Source organism: Salinispora mooreana, from assembly GCF_000379065.1.
In the GTDB taxonomy this organism is placed as follows: Bacteria; Actinomycetota; Actinomycetes; order Mycobacteriales; family Micromonosporaceae; genus Micromonospora; species Micromonospora mooreana.
The window spans coordinates 3,207,147-3,226,952 of the sequence record NZ_KB900614.1; the positions used below are offsets into that span (position 1 = coordinate 3,207,147).

At 69.8% G+C, this 19,806-nt stretch carries 19 protein-coding genes and 1 tRNA gene; 4 read left to right on the forward strand and 16 right to left on the reverse strand.

Going from position 1 to position 19,806, the window contains the following annotated elements; translation table 11 throughout:
- Window positions 1-25 precede the first annotated feature (25 nt).
- From SALPAC6_RS0115275 to SALPAC6_RS30255, 3 genes are all read right to left on the reverse strand, one after another.
- Window positions 26-1,048, reverse strand: a complete 1,023-nt coding sequence (locus SALPAC6_RS0115275) for a hemolysin family protein (protein WP_033666463.1) — start codon at window positions 1,046-1,048, stop codon at window positions 26-28.
- Window positions 1,049-2,086: 1,038 nt separating this feature from the next.
- A complete protein-coding gene (locus SALPAC6_RS0115285; RefSeq protein WP_018254266.1) occupies window positions 2,087-2,893 on the reverse strand; it encodes a class I SAM-dependent methyltransferase in 807 nt (268 codons plus the stop codon).
- A gap of 220 nt (window positions 2,894-3,113) precedes the next feature.
- Entirely contained in the window at window positions 3,114-3,302 is a 189-nt protein-coding gene (locus SALPAC6_RS30255; RefSeq protein WP_080636159.1) for a hypothetical protein, read from the reverse strand.
- Between the two features lie 526 nt (window positions 3,303-3,828).
- Between SALPAC6_RS30255 and SALPAC6_RS0115290 the strand changes: the two genes are divergently transcribed.
- The 3 genes from SALPAC6_RS0115290 to galE all read left to right on the forward strand — a co-directional run bounded on the left by SALPAC6_RS0115290 (window position 3,829) and on the right by galE (window position 6,037).
- Entirely contained in the window at window positions 3,829-4,575 is a 747-nt protein-coding gene (locus tag SALPAC6_RS0115290) for a helix-turn-helix domain-containing protein (RefSeq protein ID WP_026189705.1), read from the forward strand.
- On the forward strand, window positions 4,563-4,757 hold the full coding sequence (locus SALPAC6_RS0115295) for a DUF397 domain-containing protein (protein WP_018254268.1): 195 nt from the start codon (window positions 4,563-4,565) through the stop codon (window positions 4,755-4,757). The genes SALPAC6_RS0115290 and SALPAC6_RS0115295 overlap by 13 nt, the downstream gene beginning before the upstream one ends.
- A 299-nt stretch (window positions 4,758-5,056) precedes the next feature.
- Window positions 5,057-6,037: a UDP-glucose 4-epimerase GalE gene (gene galE, locus SALPAC6_RS0115300; protein WP_026189706.1), complete on the forward strand. Its 981-nt coding sequence runs from the start codon at window positions 5,057-5,059 to the stop codon at window positions 6,035-6,037.
- A 55-nt stretch (window positions 6,038-6,092) separates the two neighbouring features.
- Here galE and SALPAC6_RS0115305 read toward each other — a convergent pair whose 3' ends face one another.
- The 8 genes from SALPAC6_RS0115305 to SALPAC6_RS0115340 form a co-directional block, all read right to left on the reverse strand.
- Window positions 6,093-7,400 (reverse strand): sulfate adenylyltransferase subunit 1, encoded by a 1,308-nt coding sequence (locus SALPAC6_RS0115305; protein WP_018254270.1) that lies wholly within the window; start codon window positions 7,398-7,400, stop codon window positions 6,093-6,095.
- On the reverse strand, window positions 7,400-8,311 hold the full coding sequence (gene cysD / locus SALPAC6_RS0115310) for a sulfate adenylyltransferase subunit CysD (RefSeq protein WP_018254271.1): 912 nt from the start codon (window positions 8,309-8,311) through the stop codon (window positions 7,400-7,402). The genes SALPAC6_RS0115305 and cysD overlap by 1 nt, the downstream gene beginning before the upstream one ends.
- A gap of 69 nt (window positions 8,312-8,380) precedes the next feature.
- Entirely contained in the window at window positions 8,381-9,205 is an 825-nt protein-coding gene (locus tag SALPAC6_RS0115315) for an inositol monophosphatase family protein (RefSeq protein WP_026189707.1), read from the reverse strand.
- A 62-nt stretch (window positions 9,206-9,267) separates the two neighbouring features.
- The gene (pth, locus tag SALPAC6_RS0115320) at window positions 9,268-9,858 is read right to left on the reverse strand and encodes an aminoacyl-tRNA hydrolase (RefSeq protein WP_018254273.1); all 591 of its coding nucleotides are present in this window, start codon (window positions 9,856-9,858) and stop codon (window positions 9,268-9,270) included.
- A gap of 93 nt (window positions 9,859-9,951) precedes the next feature.
- Window positions 9,952-10,653, reverse strand: coding sequence for a 50S ribosomal protein L25/general stress protein Ctc (locus SALPAC6_RS0115325; RefSeq protein ID WP_018254274.1), 702 nt, complete (start codon window positions 10,651-10,653; stop codon window positions 9,952-9,954).
- Between the two features lie 367 nt (window positions 10,654-11,020).
- Window positions 11,021-12,001 (reverse strand): ribose-phosphate diphosphokinase, encoded by a 981-nt coding sequence (locus SALPAC6_RS0115330; protein ID WP_018254275.1) that lies wholly within the window; start codon window positions 11,999-12,001, stop codon window positions 11,021-11,023.
- 52 nt (window positions 12,002-12,053) lie between these two features.
- A complete protein-coding gene (glmU, locus tag SALPAC6_RS0115335; protein ID WP_026189708.1) occupies window positions 12,054-13,592 on the reverse strand; it encodes a bifunctional UDP-N-acetylglucosamine diphosphorylase/glucosamine-1-phosphate N-acetyltransferase GlmU in 1,539 nt (512 codons plus the stop codon).
- A gap of 100 nt (window positions 13,593-13,692) precedes the next feature.
- Window positions 13,693-13,764 (reverse strand) — tRNA-Gln (locus SALPAC6_RS0115340).
- Between the two features lie 298 nt (window positions 13,765-14,062).
- Between SALPAC6_RS0115340 and SALPAC6_RS0115345 the strand changes: the two genes are divergently transcribed.
- Window positions 14,063-14,746 carry a TetR/AcrR family transcriptional regulator gene (locus SALPAC6_RS0115345; RefSeq protein ID WP_018254277.1) on the forward strand — a complete coding sequence of 228 codons (684 nt, stop codon included), beginning with the start codon at window positions 14,063-14,065 and terminating at the stop codon, window positions 14,744-14,746.
- 1 nt (window position 14,747) lies between these two features.
- Here the strand turns inward: SALPAC6_RS0115345 and SALPAC6_RS0115350 are convergent, their stop codons facing one another.
- The 5 genes from SALPAC6_RS0115350 to rsmA all read right to left on the reverse strand — a co-directional run bounded on the left by SALPAC6_RS0115350 (window position 14,748) and on the right by rsmA (window position 19,770).
- Complete coding sequence (locus tag SALPAC6_RS0115350) at window positions 14,748-15,224, reverse strand: DUF4383 domain-containing protein (protein ID WP_018254278.1); 477 nt, start codon at window positions 15,222-15,224, stop codon at window positions 14,748-14,750.
- A gap of 146 nt (window positions 15,225-15,370) precedes the next feature.
- Window positions 15,371-15,826, reverse strand: coding sequence for a DUF4383 domain-containing protein (locus SALPAC6_RS0115355; protein ID WP_018254279.1), 456 nt, complete (start codon window positions 15,824-15,826; stop codon window positions 15,371-15,373).
- A gap of 128 nt (window positions 15,827-15,954) precedes the next feature.
- A complete protein-coding gene (locus tag SALPAC6_RS0115360; protein ID WP_018254280.1) occupies window positions 15,955-17,754 on the reverse strand; it encodes an ABC-F family ATP-binding cassette domain-containing protein in 1,800 nt (599 codons plus the stop codon).
- Window positions 17,755-17,853: 99 nt separating this feature from the next.
- Window positions 17,854-18,801, reverse strand: coding sequence for a 4-(cytidine 5'-diphospho)-2-C-methyl-D-erythritol kinase (locus SALPAC6_RS0115365; RefSeq protein ID WP_018254281.1), 948 nt, complete (start codon window positions 18,799-18,801; stop codon window positions 17,854-17,856).
- Between the two features lie 96 nt (window positions 18,802-18,897).
- Window positions 18,898-19,770, reverse strand: coding sequence for a 16S rRNA (adenine(1518)-N(6)/adenine(1519)-N(6))-dimethyltransferase RsmA (gene rsmA / locus SALPAC6_RS0115370; protein WP_018254282.1), 873 nt, complete (start codon window positions 19,768-19,770; stop codon window positions 18,898-18,900).
- Window positions 19,771-19,806 lie beyond the last annotated feature (36 nt).

Genomic DNA, 19,806 nt, shown 5'->3' on the forward strand with positions numbered 1-19,806 from the left:
TTCTGTCAGCAACCCGGGGCATCCGTCAGGACGGGCCGGCGGGTCGATCGCGGCCGGACTGGGTGGGGAGCCCCGTCTCCCGTCGCGACTCGGGGAGCCGAGCGGCGGCTACCGTCACCCGAGCCACCCGACGCCCCTCCAGCGCCAGCACCCGCAGCCGCCAACCCGCCGGTGCCTCCCGCACCGGCTCCACCGGGGCGGCCGGAGCGACGGTCACCGACACCTCGTCGCCGGCCACCGGCAGCCGGCCCAGCGCGGCCATGACATAGCCACCAACCGTCTCGTACGGTCCGTCTGGCAGGTTCACCCCGGTCCGCTCGGCGAAGTCGGCCAGGTTCAGCCGGCCGTCAACCGTGGTGGGCAGGCCGGCGGTCGTCGGCTCCGGCGGTGTGTCGTACCCGTCGTGCACTTCGCCGACCAGTTCCTCAATCAGGTCCTCACAGGTGACGATGCCGGCGGTCCCCCCGTACTCGTCAACGACCACCGCCAGGTGATGCCCCTCCCGGCGCATCTCGGCCAGGGCCGGGAGCACCCGTTTACTGCCAGGCAGGCGCTTGACCTCCCGGGCCAGCTCGCCGACCGTGACCCGGGGGTCCTTGTCGGTACGCAGCAGCACGTCGTGTAGGTGCACGAAGCCGACCACGTCGTCGTGGGTCCCGTCAACCACCGGGTAGCGGGTGTGCGGCTCGGCCCGGACCACGCGCTCGGCCTGGGCGGTGCTCAGCGCGGTGGAGAGGAAGACGACGTCGGTGCGCGGCATCATCACCTCACGTACCAGGCTCGCACCGGTCACGAGGACCTCGTCGATGATCCGCCGCTCCACCGGACCCAGCACGGTCGCCGCGGCGACCAGGTCGCGTAACTCGTCCTCGCTGATCCGTTCCCGGCCGGCCGCCGGGCTGGTGCCGAGCAGGCCGGTCACCAGCCGGGTGGCGGCGGTAGCGGTGCGGACCACGACCCGGGCGACCGCCCAGGCCAGCGGGCCGGGTTCGCGCGGGGGTCGTCCCCGCACACTGCGCCGGAGCCTGGGACGACCCGCTTCCCGCATGAGATGGATGGTAGACACCCATCGCAGTGGCGGGACAGCACTGCACCGTATTCCATCCTCGGTGTGCTCCGTCAGCCTGGCCCCAGGCAGGTACAGCCGGAGCCACCCCCGAAAGTCCAGGTCGTCAACGTGGTTCCCCTCAATAGGACCGGGGCCCGATCACATGGCCGGACCCCGGATGGCGCGTCAGAAATTCATGCCACCCAAACAGCCTCTTTGGGGGCCCCATACCTTTCGGATACCGTCACTCGACCAGGGTCGATACACATGTATGTCCGCATCGGCAAGTCCCACATGTTCACCAACAGCCCAGCCCGCCACGCCGCATCGGCCAACAACGGGTCCAGCCTGTAATCGCACTCGACCGTCATCGGCAAAGTTTGTGCTGGATTCCGCATCTCCGCACTGAACCTGTCATCAATAAGCGCGACCAAAGCGACCGCAAACCGGTCGGCCTGCGCACGGCTAAAGTGTCTCCGCAACATCGTTGCGGAAACTGTTACGCCATCGTCCGTGCCGCTGGTGAGCTTATCGGCCCACCACTGGGCGGCGGCGGTGGCCTCGGGACTCGGGACAATAGAGGGCGTCATGGTGTGACTCGGGAGCGCAGCAGCCAGCCGAGGCTGTCAAACACCCCGTCCGGTTGGTATGGCCGCCAATGAGCCTGTGCCGGTGGCACCACCCAGCCGACCGTCAGCCCATCAGGGGTGCGCCCTGGCGGTGCCGGCACCCAGTCTTCCGGCCCGTGGTGAAGCCGCCCGCCGTCCCGGGCGACGTGGTCAGGATCTAGAAAGCCCGAGGCGAATACGAACATCCACCGCATCCGGTCTCCAGGGCCCAGCAGCATTGACCACCACGGCGGGCGGATGGTGGCGGTAGGTACGCGGGTGAGCAGCCGGTGGTGGATTGTCGCCCCGATCGGCGAGGCAATCTCCAATATGTCGAACTGCGATGCCCGCAACACAACCCCCCTGGGGCGCGGTTGTGCTGGCCAGCCGTGAGCGGTGTACTCGGCAATAGCACGAGCCGCCCTGGCGGTCATCGTGCGCCCACCGGGACCCGGCTGACCGCCAGCAGGTTAGCGCTAGCGTGGATCAGCTCGGGACAGCGGTCACCCATCCGGGCACCTTGTAGTGCGGAGCTGAACATACGCTCTCCGTCATCCAGCTTGTGTCGGTCAACCGCGACCGCCAACCATCCACCGGGCCCGCCGACCCCGTGCACGTTGACCACCTCCAACCCCGCCCCGGTCAGCTCACTAGTTAGCTCCGGGACAGAATGGAAATAGGTCGTTGCCGGCCATCGATCGTTACGGCTACTCCAACCCTGCTTTTGGATATCCTCGACAATAGCCCGACGCTCGATGAGCTGCCCGGCGATGGCCGCGCCGAGCAGGTTGGCGTGTCGTCCCAGTGCCACCACCGCCACTATGCCTCCAGGGCGGGTCACCCTTACCGCTTCGGCCAACGCCACCCGCCGGTCTTGCGGGTCGGTCAGGTGATACAGGGGCCCAGCCAGGAGTGCGGCATCAAACTCGCTCGCATCCCAGGGCAGGCTTCGGGCATCCCCGACAACCGCCGATACGCCCTCCCTACGAGCTTGCTCAACGTGGAGGGCCACCGGGTCGAGCAGCTCGACCGAGTATCCCCGGCCCTTCATCCATGCTGCGTGCGCGCCCGGCCCGCCCCCAATGTCGGCGACCCGACAGGGTGCCGACGGCAGGTAGCGAACCAGCAGCTCACGCAACCGGACTGACTCCAGCCGGCCCCGGATGGTTGCCCGTAGGCGGCCTCCCTCGTCATAGCTGTGCACGTAGTGATCGATCAGGTTCTGACTATCGCTCACGAGTCCTCCACATTGACGAAAAGTTCCCGCTTCCGGACCGCTTTACAGTTCGGTCCGTCCAACTCGTAGCCCTCCAGCCACGGCCACCCGGGATAGGTAGGCCGAATCAAGAACCCGGATCACTCGAACCATGATCGGGCGAACGAACTGTGGAAAGGCACAGCGGTCAAGGCGGATTGCGTCCCCCGGCCACAGCCCGTGGCTGCTGTTAGAGGACCGGTCACCTCAACTGCCCGATCACCACAGCAGCAACAACGATCACTATCACCAGCACTGCCGTCAGCCGTTGCCTGGTTGTCGGCGGATCGGGCTCCCTCGGCACCACCGGAACTCCCTCGCCATCTGGCAACGGAGGCGATCCATGAGGATCACGGTTGCGGTGTAGCGGAGATCTACTGTCGGCTGCCATCACAGCCTGCGCAGACCGGCAAGCACAGCCTGCAAAACCGCTAGGTCCGGAGGGCTGGCGCGTACAGCTCGCAAAGCGGCCCCTACGTCCAGAGGGTCAGCGGAGTCCTCCGGAGCGGGGGTGTGGTACACCCGCGCTCGCCCGATGGCGAGCGAACTCTGTTGGCAAAGATCGGTTGCAACGGGTGTGGGGGTTGGCGGAGCTGCCGCCTCCTGATCTACTCGGTGCCGATCGGCATTCGCTTGAGTACCCGCAATCACGCCTAGGAGCAGGCCAAAGGTACCCGCCACAGCGGCTACAGAGATCATCATTAGGGTGGCAGGCATAACAGCTCCTGAATGTGAATGACCGTTGGAAACCGCCCTCACCCCCAGTGAGGGCGGTTCTGACAGCGCCTCCGGCGAGTTCGGATACCTCCACCGGCTCACGTCGTCCTATGAGCACCCTGCCGGAGGGTTGCGGAGCAATAACACCGCGTTGCACGATGTATCCGAGACATCTAGGACGAACACTATGGGGTGACAAAATGAACCGTGTAGTGCAGATCGCAATGGCCGAGGCAGGCGAAACGGCCGACAGCATCGCCCGTCAGGTGGGGGTCGACCCAAAGACCGTGGCGCGGTGGGTCAGTCAGGACCGGATTCCTCAGATCAGGCACCGCGCTCAGATTGCCGAGATCCTGAAGCGGGACGTACTAGATCTTTGGCCGGACGCACACCGACGCAAGGAACCTTCGTGGTTCAAACCGTGGACGGAGCTTGAGCGCGACGCCATCGGGCTACGGTGGTTTGAGTCGGCCGTACTCCCTGGCCTGTTACAGACCGAGGAGTACGCGCGGGCTGTCCTCGGCGGAGGCCCGCTGGGGGCCGCCGTGGAGAACCACATCGCATCTCGGCTACAACGCCAGAAGGCGGTGTTCGACCGCCCTAAACGGCCGCTGTCCGTCTTCGTGATCGATGAGGCCGCCCTTCGCCGTGGAGCGGCCGAGATCATGAAGCCCCAGCTCGACCACCTCATCACGATGGCAGAGCAGCCAAACATCATGGTCCATGTGCTGCCCCTCGCCGCCGGTTTGCACCCAGGGCAGGCAGGACCCTTCGTAATCGCCACCCCACCTGAGGGCGGCGACGTGGGTTACGTTGACGATCAAGCAGCGGGCCGCATCACAAAGGACGTTACGCCGCTCTGGGCTGTCTGGGATATCGTCAGATCGGTGGCGCTTCCGCGTGACCAGACCATCGAGTTTTTGAGAGCGCGATCATGGCTGACCTGACCAGCGCCCGGTGGCGCAAGAGCACCCGCAGCAGCTCCAACGGTGGGGCGTGCGTCGAAGTTGCCGACAACCTCCCCGGCATCGTCGGCGTCCGGGACAGCAAGGACCCGACCGGCCCGGCGCTCGTGTTCGGGCCGGAGGCGTGGCGGTCGTTCGTCGCCCAGCTCCCCGAGCAGCACTGACCAACCACAAGGGCAAAACCCTCTAGAAACCCAAAAAGCCCCAACCCGGATCTCTTCCGGGTTGGGGCTCTGCGGTGCTACCGGTCGTTGCCGGCCGGGGTGGTGGTGTTGGCGTCTGCCGTTGCTGTTGGAGCTGGTGCCAGGAGCGCAACCGCATACCTCATCAGATCGTAGAGAACAACAGGGTTGTCTTTGAGATACCGAAAATAGCCCACAGGCATCCTTTATTGGGTGCAAGCCGCCGTAGGGTGACCACGGAGGGATCGCTGGCGTGGCGGCCCCGGCAGGAGGAGATCGACGTGAAACTGCTCGTCACCGGCGGCGCCGGCTTCATCGGCAGCGTGGTGACCCGTCTGCTGCTCGACGCCGGCCACGAGGTGGTCGTCCTGGACGACCTACGGACCGGGCACCGCGTCGCCGTGGCGCCCGACGCCACCCACGTCGTCGCCCCCCTGGACGACGTGGCGCAGGTGGTAACCCCGCAGGCGGGCTTCGACGGGGTGCTGCACCTCGCCGCACTGATCGCCGCCGGTGAGTCGATGGTCCGACCAGAGCTGTACTGGCATACCAACGTGGCCGGCTCCCTCGCCCTGCTCGACGCCGTACGCGTCGCCGGGGTGCCGAGGCTCGTCTTCTCCTCCACCGCCGCCGTCTACGGCAACCCGGTCGAGCTGCCCATCTCGGAGACGGCGATCACCGCCCCCACCAACACGTACGGGGCCACCAAGCTCACCGTCGACATGGCGCTCACCTCGGCGGCGGCCGGCAACGGGCTGGCTGCCGTCTCGTTGCGCTACTTCAACGTCGCCGGCGCGCACCTGGATGCCCCGGTGCCCCTCGGGGAACGGCACGACCCGGAGACGCACCTCATCCCCATCGCATTCGACGTCGCCGCCGGCCGCCGGGAGAAGCTCCAGCTCTTCGGCGACGACTACCCGACCGTTGACGGCACCTGCGTCCGCGACTACATCCATGTCACCGACCTCGCCCGGGCTCACCTGCTCGCGCTCGACGCCGCGGTCGGCGGACAGCACCGGATCTACAACCTCGGCAGTGGCAGCGGGTTCACCAACCGTCAGGTCGTCGAGGTGGTCCGCGAGGTCACCGGCTGTCCGGTTCCGGTGGTGGTCGCCCCACGCCGCGTCGGCGACCCCGCCGAGTTGGTCGCCGCCGCCGACCTGGCCCGCACCGAGCTGGGCTGGACGCCGGCCAAGCCCACCCTGCACGACATCGTCCGCGACGCCTGGACCTTCTACCACGACCTGCCGGAACGGGGGTAACCAGCACGGTGCCGGCGGCGTGTGCCGGGGGCACGTCGCCGCCGGCCGGGGCGGGTCAGCCCGCCTCGACAATCATGCCGGCGCCAACCGTCCGGTTCGTCGTCTCATCGATAATCACAAACCCACCAGTGGTGCGGTTCCGGCGGTACTCGTCCACCAGCAGCGGAACCATCGTCCGGAACCGGACCCGGCCGATCTCGTTGAGCTTCAACTCCCCCGCCGACTCGTCCCGGTGTAGCGAGTTGATGTCCAATCGGTAGTGCAGTCCGCGGACGATGGCCCGCGCCGACCGGGTGGTGTGCTTGATCACGTACCTGCCACCGAGCTGCAACGGTCGGGTCTCGTCCATCCAGCAGACCATCGCCTCGATGTCCTGGGCGACGGCCGGGGCATTGTTCGGCCGACAGATCATGTCGCCCCGGGAGATGTCAATCTCGTCAGTCAACCGTACGGTCACCGACATCGGCGGAAACGCCTCCGGGACCGGCCCGTCGGCGGTCTCCACCGCGGCGATCCGGCTGGTGAAGCCGCTCGGCAGCACCATCACCTCGTCATCGGGCTTGAGTACGCCGGAGGCGACCTGACCCGCGTACCCACGGTAGTCGGTGACGGTGGTGGACTGCGGGCGGATCACGTACTGCACCGGGAAGCGCACGTCGACCAGGTTGCGATCGCTGGCGATGTGCACCCGTTCCAGGTGGTGCAGCAGGGACGGCCCCTCGTACCAGGGCATCTTCTCCGACCGGGAGACGATGTTGTCGCCGTGCAGCGCGGAGACCGGCACCACCGTCAGGTCGGGTACGTCGAGCTTCGCCGCGAACGCGGTGAACTCGTCGGCGATCTTCTCGTAGACCTCGTGCGACCAGTCCACCAGGTCCATCTTGTTGACACAGAGGACCAGGTGCGGCACCCGCAGCAGGGAGCAGAGGAAGGCGTGCCGACGGGACTGCTCCACCAGCCCCTTCCGGGCGTCGACCAGGATCAGTGCAAGGTCGGCGGTGGAGGCACCGGTGACCATGTTCCGGGTGTACTGGATGTGCCCCGGGGTGTCGGCGATGATGAACTTCCGCCGGGGGGTGGCGAAGTAACGGTACGCCACATCGATTGTGATGCCCTGCTCCCGCTCGGCCCGCAGGCCGTCGGTGAGCAGCGCGAGGTTGGTGTACTCGTCGCCGCGGGCCGCGCTGACCGCCTCCACGGCGGCGAGCTGGTCGGTGAAGAGGGACCGGGTGTCATAGAGCAGGCGGCCGATCAGGGTCGACTTGCCGTCATCCACGCTGCCGGCGGTGGCGAACCGCAGCAGGTCCATCGGGCGGACGGACGCCGCTTCGGCACCGACCTCGGCGGTCGTCTCGGTGGTCATCAGAAGTAGCCCTCCCGCTTGCGGTCCTCCATCGCGGCCTCGCTGACCCGGTCGTCACCGCGGGTCGCGCCCCGCTCGGTGATCCGGGTGGCTGCCACCTCCTCGATGACCTTCGCCACCGTGTCGGCGTCCGAGCGGACCGCCGCCGTGCAGGAGGCGTCGCCCACGGTCCGATAGCGCACCCGGGCCTTGAACCGCTCCTCACCGGCGCGGGGGCGGATGAACTCGTTCACCGCGTACAGCATCCCGTCGCGTTCGATCACCTCACGCTCGTGCGCGTAGTAGATCGAGGGTGCCTCGATCCGTTCCCGGGCGATGTAGTGCCAGACGTCCAGCTCGGTCCAGTTGGACAGCGGAAACGCCCGGATCGACTCACCCGGCTGGTGCCGGCCGTTGTAGAGCGACCAGAGCTCCGGACGCTGGTTCTTCGGATCCCACTGGCCGAACTCGTCCCGGAAGCTGAACACCCGTTCCTTGGCCCGCGCCTTCTCCTCGTCCCGACGGGCACCACCGAAGAGCGCGTCGAAGCGGTGCTGCTCGACGGCGGCCAGGAGCACCGGGGTCTGGATCCGGTTGCGCATGCCGTCCGCGCTCTCCCGCACCAGCCCGTTGGCCAGGGCCTCCGGCACGCTCGCCACCACCAGCTGCAGGCCCAGCTCGGCGACCCGCTGGTCCCGGTACGCCAACACCTCGGGGAAGTTGTGCCCGGTGTCGACGTGCAGCACCGGGAACGGAATGTTCGCCGGGGCGAACGCCTTCTGCGCCAGCCACAGCATGACAATTGAGTCTTTGCCGCCGGAGAAGAGCAGCACCGGTCGTTCCATCTCCGCGACCACCTCGCGCAGCACGAAGATGCTCTCCGCCTCCAGCGCGTCGAGGTGGGACACCTGGTATGCGGCCGTCGTGGTCATGACATCGACTCGATTCCCGCACTCATTTCCAGACCTTTCCGGTCGGCTTTGCCAGAAGTAGCGCTCAGGCTACCCGCAATGGCGGCGCAACGCCGCAAGCAGCCGGCTGGCGAGATCCTTGCGACAGACCAACAGGTCGGGCAGTCGCGGGTTGGCATCGTTGTACCCCAGCGCGGAGCCGTCGACTCGGGACGCATGCAGACCAGCGGCGGTCGCCACCGCCACCGGTGCCGCCGAATCCCACTCGTACTGCCCGCCCGCGTGGATGTACGCGTCCACCTCGCCGGTGATCACCGCCGCGATCTTCGCACCGGCCGACCCCATCGGCACCAGCTCGGCACCCACCTCGGCGGCCAGCTCGGTGAGGAAGGCCGGGGGGCGGCTACGACTGGCGGCCAACCGGATCGGCGCTTGACCGGCGGTGGCCGCCGGCACCGGGGGGTACCCGGGTGGGTAGTCCGTTCCCAGCACCCGGTCCTGGGCCGGCAACCCGACCGCGCCCGCCACCAGTCCGTGCGGCGTAGGGGCATGCCGGGCCCAGAGCGCCACATGCACCGCCCAGTCCGCCCGGCCCGCCTCGGCGAACTCCCGGGTCCCGTCCAGGGGGTCGATGATCCACACTCGGTCGCTGGTCAGTCGGGGGGCCGTCGACGCGCCCGCCTCCGCCGCCCAGGCCAGCCGGGAGCCCTCGTCCTCCTCCGACAGGACCGCATCCTGCGGACGCCACGTCGCCAGTTCGGTGCGGAGCAGGTCGTGCGAGACCTTGTCCCCCGCGGCCTTCAGGGCACCCGGGTCACCGAAGCCCACCTCGTCGCGCAGGTTGATCAACGCCTGCCCGGCCCGGACCGCCAACCAACGGGCGAACGCCCCATCGATCATCGGAGGACTGCTCATTCCCGTGCTCCCGTCACCGCGCCACCCGCCTGAAGGAGCGGAGACCATCACCGGACCGGCCGTCAGGCACCGTGATAGAGGTTCTGGGTCGGTTCCACCCCGCGGTGGAGAACCGACTCCACGACATCCGCCGCCCGATCCACCAGGAACTCCAGCTCCTTACGCTCGACGGTACCGAAATCCGACAGTACGAAGTCCGCCGGGTCACGCCGCGCCGGCGGCCGGCCGACCCCGAACCGCACCCGGGCGTAGTCCTTCGTCCCCAGGGACTTCGTCATCGACCGCAGACCGTTGTGGCCGCCCTCGCCGCCACCGCACTTCACCCGAATCTGGCCGTAGGGGATATCCAGCTCGTCATGGATGGCCACCACCCGTGCCGGTGGCACCCGGTAGAACTGCGCCAGGCCGGCCGCCGCCGCGCCGGAGAGGTTCATGTACGTCAGCGGCTTCACCAGCACCAGCCGCGGTCCGCCGAGGCCCAGCCGTCCCTCGGCAACCTCCGCCATCGCCCGCTTGTGTCGACTGAAGCGGGCCCCCAGCCGCCCGGCCAGCAGGTCGGCCACGAGGAAGCCGACGTTGTGCCGGTTCCCGGCGTACTGCCGACCGGGGTTACCCAGACCGACGACCAGCCACGGCCCTGTCTCCTCCGCCACCGTCTGCCCCTTCCGCTCGTACCGTACCGCCCACCAATACGCCAACAGGCGCCCCCGACGAGCGGGGACGCCTGGCACCTGCGCAGCGAACGATCAGGCCTCGGCCTTCGCCTCGGCACCCGCCTCCTGCTCGGCGACCGGAGCCCCGGCCTCGGCGCCCTCCGAGCCCTCGGTGACCTCGCCGACCTCGGCCTCGGCCTCGGCAGCGGCCTCCGCCACCTCCGGCAGCGTCGCCTCGAGCTGCTCCTCGGTCGGGGCGGCGGTCACCGCGGCGACCGGCAGCTCCGGATCGGTGGCCAGCTCGACTCCGGCCGGCAGCCGCACGTCGGCGGCGGCCACCTGCGTACCCGCCTCCAGGCCCTCAATGGTGGCGTCGAGGTGGTCCGGCACCTTGGTGGCGTCAGCGGTCACCGAGAGGCTGTCGTGGTCGTGCACGATCAGGGTGCCCTTCGCAGCCTCCCCGACCAGCTGCACCGGGACCTCAACCGTGACCTGCTCGCCGCGGCGGACAAGCAGCAGGTCCACGTGCTCGAAGGTGTCCTTGATCGGGTCCCGCTGGATCGCCTTCGGCAGCGCCAGCACCTGCGTGCCGTCGCTGATGTCGATGGTGAAGAGCTGGTTGGCGCCACCGCGTCGAATCGCCGCGGCGAACTCACGGGCCGGCAGCGCGATGTGCTTGGGCTTCTCGCCGTGGCCGTACAGCACGGCAGGCACCTTGCCGGCCCGGCGGGTACGGCGGGCACCACCCTTGCCGAACTCGGTACGGGGCTCGGCGCTGATCTTTACCTCGGACACGGGGAAACTCCTGATGCTTCGCTGCGGCGATGGTCGTCTCGGTGCCGGGTGAGGGGCTCGCTGGGGCTCCTGCGTCATGACCGACCGCCTCGGAGCGCCGCGTCGATGACGGCACCTCCGTGCGGTCCTGGTCAGCGGCCCGCAGGGCACCCTCGCCGTGGCAACCGCACCAGTCTACCCGAAGGTTGTCCGCGCACTCCGGCGGCACCCCGCGATTCAATCGCTCCTGCCGGAGCCTCCCACCATCGCGCCGAGGCCGAAGCCGGCACGGTGGCCGCGGTTTCATTGATCGTGGCGACGCCGAGGCCGCCGGAGAAGCCCGGTCCGGCGGCGCTGACCACCCCGGACCGGGCTCCGACAGCGCAACTCAGCTCAGACCACCGAAGAGGGTGGTCACCGAGCCGTCGTCGAAGACCTCCCGGATCGCCCGGGCCAGCAGCGGTGCGATCGACAGGACAGTGACCTTGTCGAGCTGCTTCTCGGGCGGCAACGGCAACGTGTTCGTCACCAGCACCTCGCTGATCGGGCTGTTCTTCAGCCGCTCGGTCGCCGGATCCGAGAAGAGCGCGTGGGTAGAGGCGACGACAATCTCGGCCGCACCCAACTCCTTGAGGATCTCCGCGGCCTTGGTGATCGTGCCGCCCGTGTCGATCATGTCGTCGACGATCAGGCAGACCCGGCCCTCGACCTCACCGACGACCCGGTTCGCCACCACCTGGTTCGGCTTCGAGGGGTCCCGGGTCTTGTGAATGAACGCCAGCGGGCAACCGCCCAGCCGGTCGGTCCACCGTTCGGCGACCCGGACCCGACCCGAATCCGGGGCGACCACCGTCATGGGGCGCCCGGCATACCGACGCTCCACCTCCTCGGCGAGCACGTCCATCGCGAAGAGGTGGTCCACCGGGCCGTCGAAGAAGCCCTGGATCTGGGCGGTGTGCAGATCCACGGTGAGGATCCGGTTCGCCCCGGCGGTCTTCAACAGGTCCGCGATCAGCCGGCCCGAGATCGGCTCCCGGCCCCGGTGCTTCTTGTCCTGCCGCGAGTACGGGTAGAAGGGCAGGACCACGGTGATCCGCTTGGCCGACCCACGCTTCAACGCGTCGATCATGATCAGCGTCTCCATGACCCAGGTGTTGACCCCGTGCGTGACGGACTGCACCACGAAGGCGTCCGAACCGCGCACCGATTCCTTGTAGCGGACGAAGATCTCACCGTTGGCGAAATCGTAGGCGTCGGCCGGTGTCGGGGCGACCCCGAGCACCTCACCGATCTCCTTGGCTAACTCCGGAAAGCCACGTCCGGAGAAGAGCATCAGGCTCTTGCGGTTTTCGGCGACGATGCTGCCCATGGCCCGTCTGCTCCTGTTGGTTGGTGGTGCCCGGCGCGGTGGTGGGCCGGGGCTAGTCGGTTGCAGTATTCCCGGTGCCGTGCGCCCCAGCCGCCGGCTTGGCCCCCGCGTGCATTGCCTCACCTTCACTTGCCGCCGCCCCCGAGGACACCTCCGGGTCACCGGCCCGCCCGGCGCGCTCGGCAGCCGCCGCGGCGGCCGTGCCGGCCCGCCGCTTGAGCACCCAGCCCTCGATGTTGCGCTGCCGCGATCGGGCCACCCCCATCGCCCCGGGCGGCACGTCCTCGGCGATCACCGAACCGGCCGCCGTGTACGCCCCGTCGCCGACCTCGACCGGCGCCACGAACATGTTGTCCGCGCCGGTACGGACGTGGTCACCGATGACAGTGCGGTGCTTGCGTACCCCGTCGTAGTTCACGAACACGGTCGCCGCGCCGATATTGGTCTGCTCGCCGATCGTGGCGTCCCCGACGTAGGTCAGGTGCGGGACCTTCGACCCCACGCCGACCTCGGAGTTCTTCACCTCGACGAAGGTGCCCACCTTCGACTTCTCCGCCAGCCGCGCCGCCGGCCGCAGATAGGCGTACGGGCCGACGCCGGCCGCCGGGCCGATCTCCGCTCCGACCGCGTGGCTGCGGACCACGGTGGCGCCGGGCCCGACCAGGGTGTCCACCAGCGTGACGTCCGGGCCGACCTGCGCACCGGCACCGACCACGGTGGCACCCCGGAGCTGCGTGTTCTGATCGACCACCGCGTCCCGGTCCAGCGCCACCGTCACGTCGATCCAGGTGGTCGCCGGGTCGAGCAGGCTGACCCCGCTGCGCATCCAGGCCTCGTTGACCCGGTCGCGCAGCAGTCGCCGCAGCCCGGCCAACTCCACCCGGTCGTTGCAGCCCAGCGTCTCGATGTGGTCCGGCGCCACGTGCACCGCCACCGGCTCGCCCGCCGACCGCAGCAGGCTGAAGACGTCGGTCAGGTACTCCTCGCCCTGGGCGTTGTCGGTCGACAGCTTGCCGAGCGCGCCCCGCAGCCGGTCCGCGTCGAACGCGTAGATGCCGGCGTTGATCTCCCGAATCTCCCGCTGACCGGCGGTCGTGTCGCGCTGCTCCACGATCTGCTGGAGCTGCCCCTCAGCGTCCCGGACGACCCGGCCGAGCCCGGTCGGATCGGGTACCTCCGCGGCCAGCACCGTCGCGGCGGCACCCGCCCGCTCGTGCGCCTCGACCAACCCGCCGAGGGTCTCCGGCCGGAGCAGCGGCACGTCTCCGTTGAGAACCACCACGGTGCCACTGCTCTCCGGGACGGCGGCCAACGCGATCCGCACCGCGTGCCCGGTGCCGAGCTGTTCGGCCTGGAGCACCGGAAGGGCCTGCGGGGTGATCTCCGCCAGGTGGGTCCGGACCTGGTCAGCGCCGTGGCCGACCACCACCACGGTGCGGTCGGCGGCGAGCGGTGCGGCGGCGTTGAGCACGTGGCCGACGAGAGTGCGGCCGAGCAGTGGATGCAGCACCTTCGGGAGCCCGGACTTCATCCGCTTACCCGCACCAGCGGCGAGCACGACGACGGTACGGGAAGGGGGCTGCTGGGACACGGAAGGGCTCCCGTCGGTGCGGCGACAGTCTCGCGGTCATGCTAACCAGACATCGACGCGGCATCGGCGGAGCCTTCACAATGCTGACCGGTGGCATGAGCTGGGGTGCCTGGATTCGAACCAGGAGCTCAAGGCTCCAAAGGCCTGCGGGTTGCCGTTACCCCACACCCCATCGCCATGTCATCCGAAGGCGCAGTCGGGCAGACCTACGATCCGGAACAGCTCGGTGATCATACCTGCGATCCGCCCGGACAGCGCCCGACCGCATGTCGGATTACCGAAAACCACGATAGTCCCCGCCGCCTGAGGGCCAACCGGGTGGTGGGGCCGGCGCGGGCCACGCGCGGTACGCGACGGCGGCACTGCTCCCGACCGCCGCCGAACGGAGCACCCGAACCGACCTGGCAGGATGGCCGGTGACCGGCTCGACCCCACGACCGGACGGCACCGAGCGCCGATGAGGTGACGACATGATGGATGGCCTGGGCAGCGACCACACCCCCGGTCGGCGTCGGGGAGCCGCGGCGACCGGCAAGACCGCACGGGTACGCATGTCGGCGGCGCAGCGGCGCGAACAACTCATCTCGACCGCGCGCCAACTCTTCGCCGAACGCGGCTTCGACGCCACCTCGATCGAAGAGGTGGCGGCGCGGGCGAAGGTCTCCAAACCGGTGGTGTACGAGCACTTCGGCGGCAAGGAGGGGCTGTACGCGGTGGTGGTGGACCGGGAGGTCCGCAGCCTGCTCGACCGGATCACCACCGCCCTGACCGCCGGCCACCCACGAGAACTGCTCGAACAGGCCGCGCTGACCCTGCTCACGTACATCGAGGAGGAGACCAGCGGGTTCCGGGTGTTGGTCCGGGAGTCACCCCTGATGTCGTCGACGGGCAACTTCAGCAGCGTCATGAACGACGTCGCGCACCAGGTGGAGCACATCCTGGGCGCCGAGTTCTCCAGCCGCGGGTACGACCCGAAACTCGCCGAACTCTACGCCCAGGCCCTGGTGGGAATGGTGGCGCTGACCGGCCGCTGGTGGCTGGAGGTACGCCGGCCGCGCAAGGAGACGGTGGCGGCGCACCTGGTGAACCTGGCCTGGAACGGCCTGTCCCACCTTGAGGCGAAGCCGGGCCTGATCACCCTCCGCGGACGCTGAGTCAGGACCGGTTCGGGTCGGCGGCCGGACGGCCCGGGCCATCCGGCTCGGTCTCGGCCGGCTCCACCGGCCCGACCTTGTCGTAGAGGCCGGTGCCGAGCAGGATCAGGCCGAAGAGCATCGACACGATCACGGTCGACATCGAGAAGCTGAGGACGTTGGCCGAGGTCTGCAGCACCGACATCATCAGGATGCTGGTCACCAGGAAGACGACCCCGGCGATCAGGTTCATGTAGTGGCCGAGATTGCCCCGCCGGGACGCCCCCATCAGGAGGAAAGCGCCGAAGACCACCGAGGCCAGCGCGAACGCGAGGTTGGTGCGGAGGCCGAGCACCCATTCCCCGTCCCGGTCGAAGAGCGGGTCGCCCAGCGTCTGCGCGGTGCCCCAGACACCGAAGACCAGGATGTAGAGACCGATCAGCCCGGCAAGAACCCGGTAGATCGGCCGCGCCGGATGGTTCAGCGGGATGTGCGCCATGACGCCCTCCGACCGCTCGACGACAGCCAGGGGTCATTGTCACCCGGGCCGGGACCGCGCGTACGGAGAATCGACCGGTAGCCGCAAGCGGCACGGAGCCCGGCCAACCCCCACTGGGCGCGGCCGGGCTCCGTGGCGGAAGACGGTCAGAGCACCAGCCGCGCCCGCTGCCAGGCCTCCTGCTCCGCGTCGGTGCCGACCTTGCCGTACATCCCGACCATGAGCAGGACCAGGCCGGTCACCATCAGCACGAGGACGGTGGCGATGCTGAAGTTGAAGATGTTCGCCTCGGTCCGGAGGAAGGCGAGGCCGGCGAGGCTGAGCACGATACCCCCGTACCCCAGCCCCTGATTGATCAACACATCGACGTTACGGCCGATCGCCGTACCGGCCAGCACGGCGCCGCCGAGCAGCACGCTGAGCAACGAGAAGCCGAGGTTCGTGCCCTGGCCGAGCACCGCGCTGTCGCCCTGGGCCAAGAGCTCGTCGCCGACGGTCGCGATGAGACCGAGCACGCCGAAGGCGACCAGGTACAGGCCGGTCAGCCCGCCGATCGCCCGGTAGATCGGCCGCGCGGGGTGGTTCACGGGGGTGTGGGCCATGGCTGAGTCTCCAACGACGTTACGGTGAGGGTCGGTGCCGATTGTCCCGCACCGGCCGGTGTGACGCCGCACACGGTCCGGGCGTGCCACGACGCATCGGCGGTGCCGTTGCGGCTTGGTAGCTGCGGTCAGCCGCTCGGGATCTCGTCGGCGAGGGTCAGCCAGGCCTGTTCCACCTGCTCCCGCTCGCCCCGGACATCCTTGAGCTGGCTGTCCAGCTCAGCGACCCGCGCGTAGTCGGTCGCGTTCGCGGCAAGCTGGTCGAGCAGCTCCGCCTCCCGCTGCTCCAGCCGGCCGACCTGCCGCTCGAGCCGGGACAACTCCTTGCGGGCCTGGCGGACCTGCGCGGCAGACATCCCGGTCGCCTTCGCTGGCGCCGGCTCCGCATTGCCGGTCGCCGATGCCGGACGGCCGCCGTCGGTGGCCCGAGCCAGGTACTCGTCAACCCCGCCGGGCAGGTGCACCAGCTCGCCGTCGCCGAACATGCCGTACACGGTGTCGGCGACCCGTTCCACCAGGTACCGGTCGTGGCTGGCCACGACGATCACGCCGGGCCAGGAGTCGAGCAGATCCTCGAGCGCGGCGAGGGTGTCGGTATCCAGGTCGTTGGTGGGCTCGTCCAGCAGGAGCACATTCGGCTCACCGGCGAGCAGGCGCAGCAGCTGCAGCCGCCGCCGCTCGCCACCGGAAAGATCAGCCACCGGGGTCCAGAGCCGGCGGTCGTCGAAGCCGAAGACCTCGGCGAGCTGGGCGGCGGAGATCTCCCGGTCACCGAGCCGGACCCGGCGGGCGATCTCCTCGACCGCCTCGAGGACGCGCAGCCGGCCGGGGAGTTCGGCGAGTTCCTGGGAGAGGAACGCGGGGCGCACGGTGGAACCGGCCACGAACCGGCCGTGATCCGGTCGGGTGACGCCGGCGAGCATCCGCAGCAGCGTGGTCTTGCCGGCACCGTTGCGGCCGAGGACAGCGATCCGGTCCCCGGGACCGACCTGCCAGTCGAGGTCGCGCAGGATCTCCTTCGGCCCCGCGTCCAACCGGACGTGCTCCAGGTCATACACCTGTTTGCCGAGCCGGGCGGTGGCGAGCCGCTGCAGCGACATGCTGTCCCGCGGCGGCGGAACGTCGGCGATCAGCGCGTTCGCCGCGTCGATGCGGAACTTCGGCTTGGAGGTTCGGGCCGGCGCACCGCGGCGCAGCCAGGCGATCTCCTTACGGAGTAGGTTCTGGCGGCGCGCCTCGGTGGCGGCGGCGACCCGTTCCCGTTCCGCGCGGGCGAGGGTCCAGGCGGCGAACCCGCCCTCGTACGCCCGGACGGTCTGGTCGGCGACCTCCCAGGTGGTGGTGCAGACGGCGTCGAGGAACCACCGGTCGTGGGTGACCACGACGAGCGCACCCCGGCGGGTGAGCAGGTGCCGGGCCAGCCAGTCGATGCCGCCGACATCGAGGTGGTTGGTGGGCTCGTCGAGGATCAGCAGGTCGGCGTCGCGGACCAGCAGCGCGGCCAGGGCGACCCGCCGGCGCTCGCCGCCGGACATCGGGCCGACCGGAGTCTCGAGGCCGAGGTGCGGCATCCCGAGGCCGTCGAGGACCGCCCGGACTCCGGCGTCGCCGGCCCACTCGTGCTCGGCGCCCATCCCCTCGGCCAGCCACGCGGTGCCGAGGACCACGTCTCGGACGGTCGCGTCGGGGGCGAGTTGCAGGGTCTGCGGCAACCCGGCGACGCGCAGGTCACGACGGTGGGTCACCCGGCCGTCGTCCGGCTCCTCCTGCCGGGTGAGCAGGCGCAGCAGGGTGGATTTGCCGGCACCGTTGAGCCCCACCACACCGATCCGGTCGGCGTCGTCGAGACCGAGCGAGACATCGGTGAGCAGCGGCCCGGCAGCGCCGTAGCCCTTGGACACCCGGTCCAGGTTGACGATGTTGGCCACTACGCCCCTTCCATGGTCAGGGCGCCCGGCACCGGATCGGCAGCCAAGGACGCCCGAGGCAAGGGTACGCGGGCACCCGGCAGGCGGCGCCGGGGACGGTCAGCCGATCCGGGCCCCGGCGACCGGGCCGTGCGCGGTGCGCGCCTCTCGGCACACGTCGAGAGCGTCCAGTTCGGCGGCGATCCCCTCCGCGTCGGCCGCTCCGGTGGCGAGGAAGACACAGGTCGGCCCGGAGCCGGAGACGATGCCCGCGAGCGCCCCCGCCGCCTCGCCCGCCTTCAGGGTGGCGGCCAGGGACGGCCGCAGGGCGAGCGCGGCGTCCTGGAGGTCGTTACCGAGGGCCGCGGCGAGCACCCCGGGGTCGGGCTGCCGGAGGGCGGCGAGGAGGGTGTCGGTGCTGCCGAGCGGGGGGCCGGCGGCCCTGGCGGCTCGGAGCCGATCGAGTTCCCGGTACGCGACCGGCGTGGAGAGACCGCCCTCGGCGACCGCGACGACCCAGTGCCAGACAGTCGGCCGGGCCAGTACCGGGCTGACCGCCTCGCCCCGGCCGGTGCCGAGCGCGGTGCCGCCGTGGATCAGAAAGGGCACGTCGGAACCGAGGCCGGCGGCGATCTCCGCCAGTTCGTCGCGGGAGAGCCCGGTCCCCCAGAGGGCATCGCAGGCGACCAGCGCGGCGGCGGCATCGGCGCTGCCCCCGGCGAGCCCACCGGCCAGGGGAATCTGCTTGCGCAGGTGCAGCCGGGCGTGCGGCGGCACCCCGGTGGACCTGGCGAGGGCACGGGCGGCACGGATGACCAGGTTTGACTCGTCCAGGGCCAGTTCGCCGGTCCCCTCACCCGCCATGGTGAGGGTGAGGGTGTCACCCCGGCGGGCGGTCAACTCGTCGTGGATGGAGATCGCGTGGTAGACGGTGTTGAGCTCGTGATAGCCGTCCTGGCGGAGCGGCCCCACTCCCAGATGTAGGTTGATCTTGGCGGGGACTCGTACGCGAACCGGGCCGCTGACACCGCGAGGTTCGTCATCCTCCGGTCGCCATGCCTCGGTCACAGGGCAGTGTCCCAGGCTGAGTCCCGGCTGCCCGTCCCGGGCGCGACGGGCAGGGGCAGCGGCGTGGCATTTCGTACTTCCTCGGCGGGCACGGCGTCAGCCTACTGCCCGGTCGGAGGCGGCCAGGGCCGACGCGGCGATAGCGGCGAACTGCTCGACCGGGAGCGCCTCCCCGCGGGCGCCGGGATCCACTCCGGCGGCGGTGAGCACCGCGGCGGCCCGGTCCACGCCGCCGGCCCAGCCGGCCAGGGCCGCCCGAAGGGTTTTGCGACGCTGGGCGAACGCGGCATCCACCACCGCGAAGACCCGCTCCCGGGAACCACCCACGCCCGGTGGTTCCCGACGGGTGAAGGCGACCAGCCCGGAGTCGACGTTCGGCACCGGCCAGAACACGTTTGGCGGCACCTTCCCGGCCGCGTGGACGTGGGCGTACCAGGCGAGTTTGACCGACGGCACGCCGTACACCCGGGAACCGGGACCGGCGACGAGCCGATCGGCGACCTCCTTCTGCACCATGACCAGGCCGTGCCGCAGCGTCGGCACCTCGGCGAGCAGGTGCAGCACCACCGGCACGGCGACGTTGTACGGCAGGTTGGCGACCAACGCGGTCGGCGCGGGATCGGCGAGCTGCTCGGCGGTGACTCGAAGCGCGTCGGCGCGGTGCACGGAGAGCCGGCCGGCGGCGGGACCGGCGTGCCGGGCGGCGGTCTCCGGTAGGGCGGCGGCGAGGACCGGGTCGATCTCGACGGCGTGCACGTGCGCGGCGGCCGGCAGCAGCGCGAGAGTCAGCGAACCGAGACCCGGCCCGACCTCCAGCACCACGTCGTCGGCGGTCAGGCCGGCGGTGGTGACGATCCGCCGCACCGTGTTGGGGTCATGGACGAAGTTCTGGCCGAGTCGCTTGGTGGGGGCGACGCCGAGGCGGGCGGCGAGGTCCCGGATCTCCGCCGGGCCGAGGAGACCGGTCACGCCCGCTAGCGTAGGTGGGCGCCGGGGTGCCCCGGG

Bases quoted from the DNA above. Each gene is read 5' to 3' on its own strand.
- SALPAC6_RS0115275 (WP_033666463.1), bottom strand. From the start codon at position 1,048: ATGCGGGAAGCGGGTCGTCCCAGGCTCCGGCGCAGTGTGCGGGGACGA.
- SALPAC6_RS30255 (WP_080636159.1), bottom strand. From the start codon at position 3,302: ATGGCAGCCGACAGTAGATCTCCGCTACACCGCAACCGTGATCCTCAT.
- SALPAC6_RS0115290 (WP_026189705.1), top strand. From the start codon at position 3,829: ATGAACCGTGTAGTGCAGATCGCAATGGCCGAGGCAGGCGAAACGGCC.
- SALPAC6_RS0115295 (WP_018254268.1), top strand. From the start codon at position 4,563: ATGGCTGACCTGACCAGCGCCCGGTGGCGCAAGAGCACCCGCAGCAGC.
- SALPAC6_RS0115305 (WP_018254270.1), bottom strand. From the start codon at position 7,400: ATGACCACCGAGACGACCGCCGAGGTCGGTGCCGAAGCGGCGTCCGTC.
- cysD (WP_018254271.1), bottom strand. From the start codon at position 8,311: ATGACCACGACGGCCGCATACCAGGTGTCCCACCTCGACGCGCTGGAG.
- SALPAC6_RS0115315 (WP_026189707.1), bottom strand. From the start codon at position 9,205: ATGAGCAGTCCTCCGATGATCGATGGGGCGTTCGCCCGTTGGTTGGCG.
- SALPAC6_RS0115330 (WP_018254275.1), bottom strand. From the start codon at position 12,001: ATGGGCAGCATCGTCGCCGAAAACCGCAAGAGCCTGATGCTCTTCTCC.
- SALPAC6_RS0115345 (WP_018254277.1), top strand. From the start codon at position 14,063: ATGATGGATGGCCTGGGCAGCGACCACACCCCCGGTCGGCGTCGGGGA.
- SALPAC6_RS0115350 (WP_018254278.1), bottom strand. From the start codon at position 15,224: ATGGCGCACATCCCGCTGAACCATCCGGCGCGGCCGATCTACCGGGTT.
- SALPAC6_RS0115355 (WP_018254279.1), bottom strand. From the start codon at position 15,826: ATGGCCCACACCCCCGTGAACCACCCCGCGCGGCCGATCTACCGGGCG.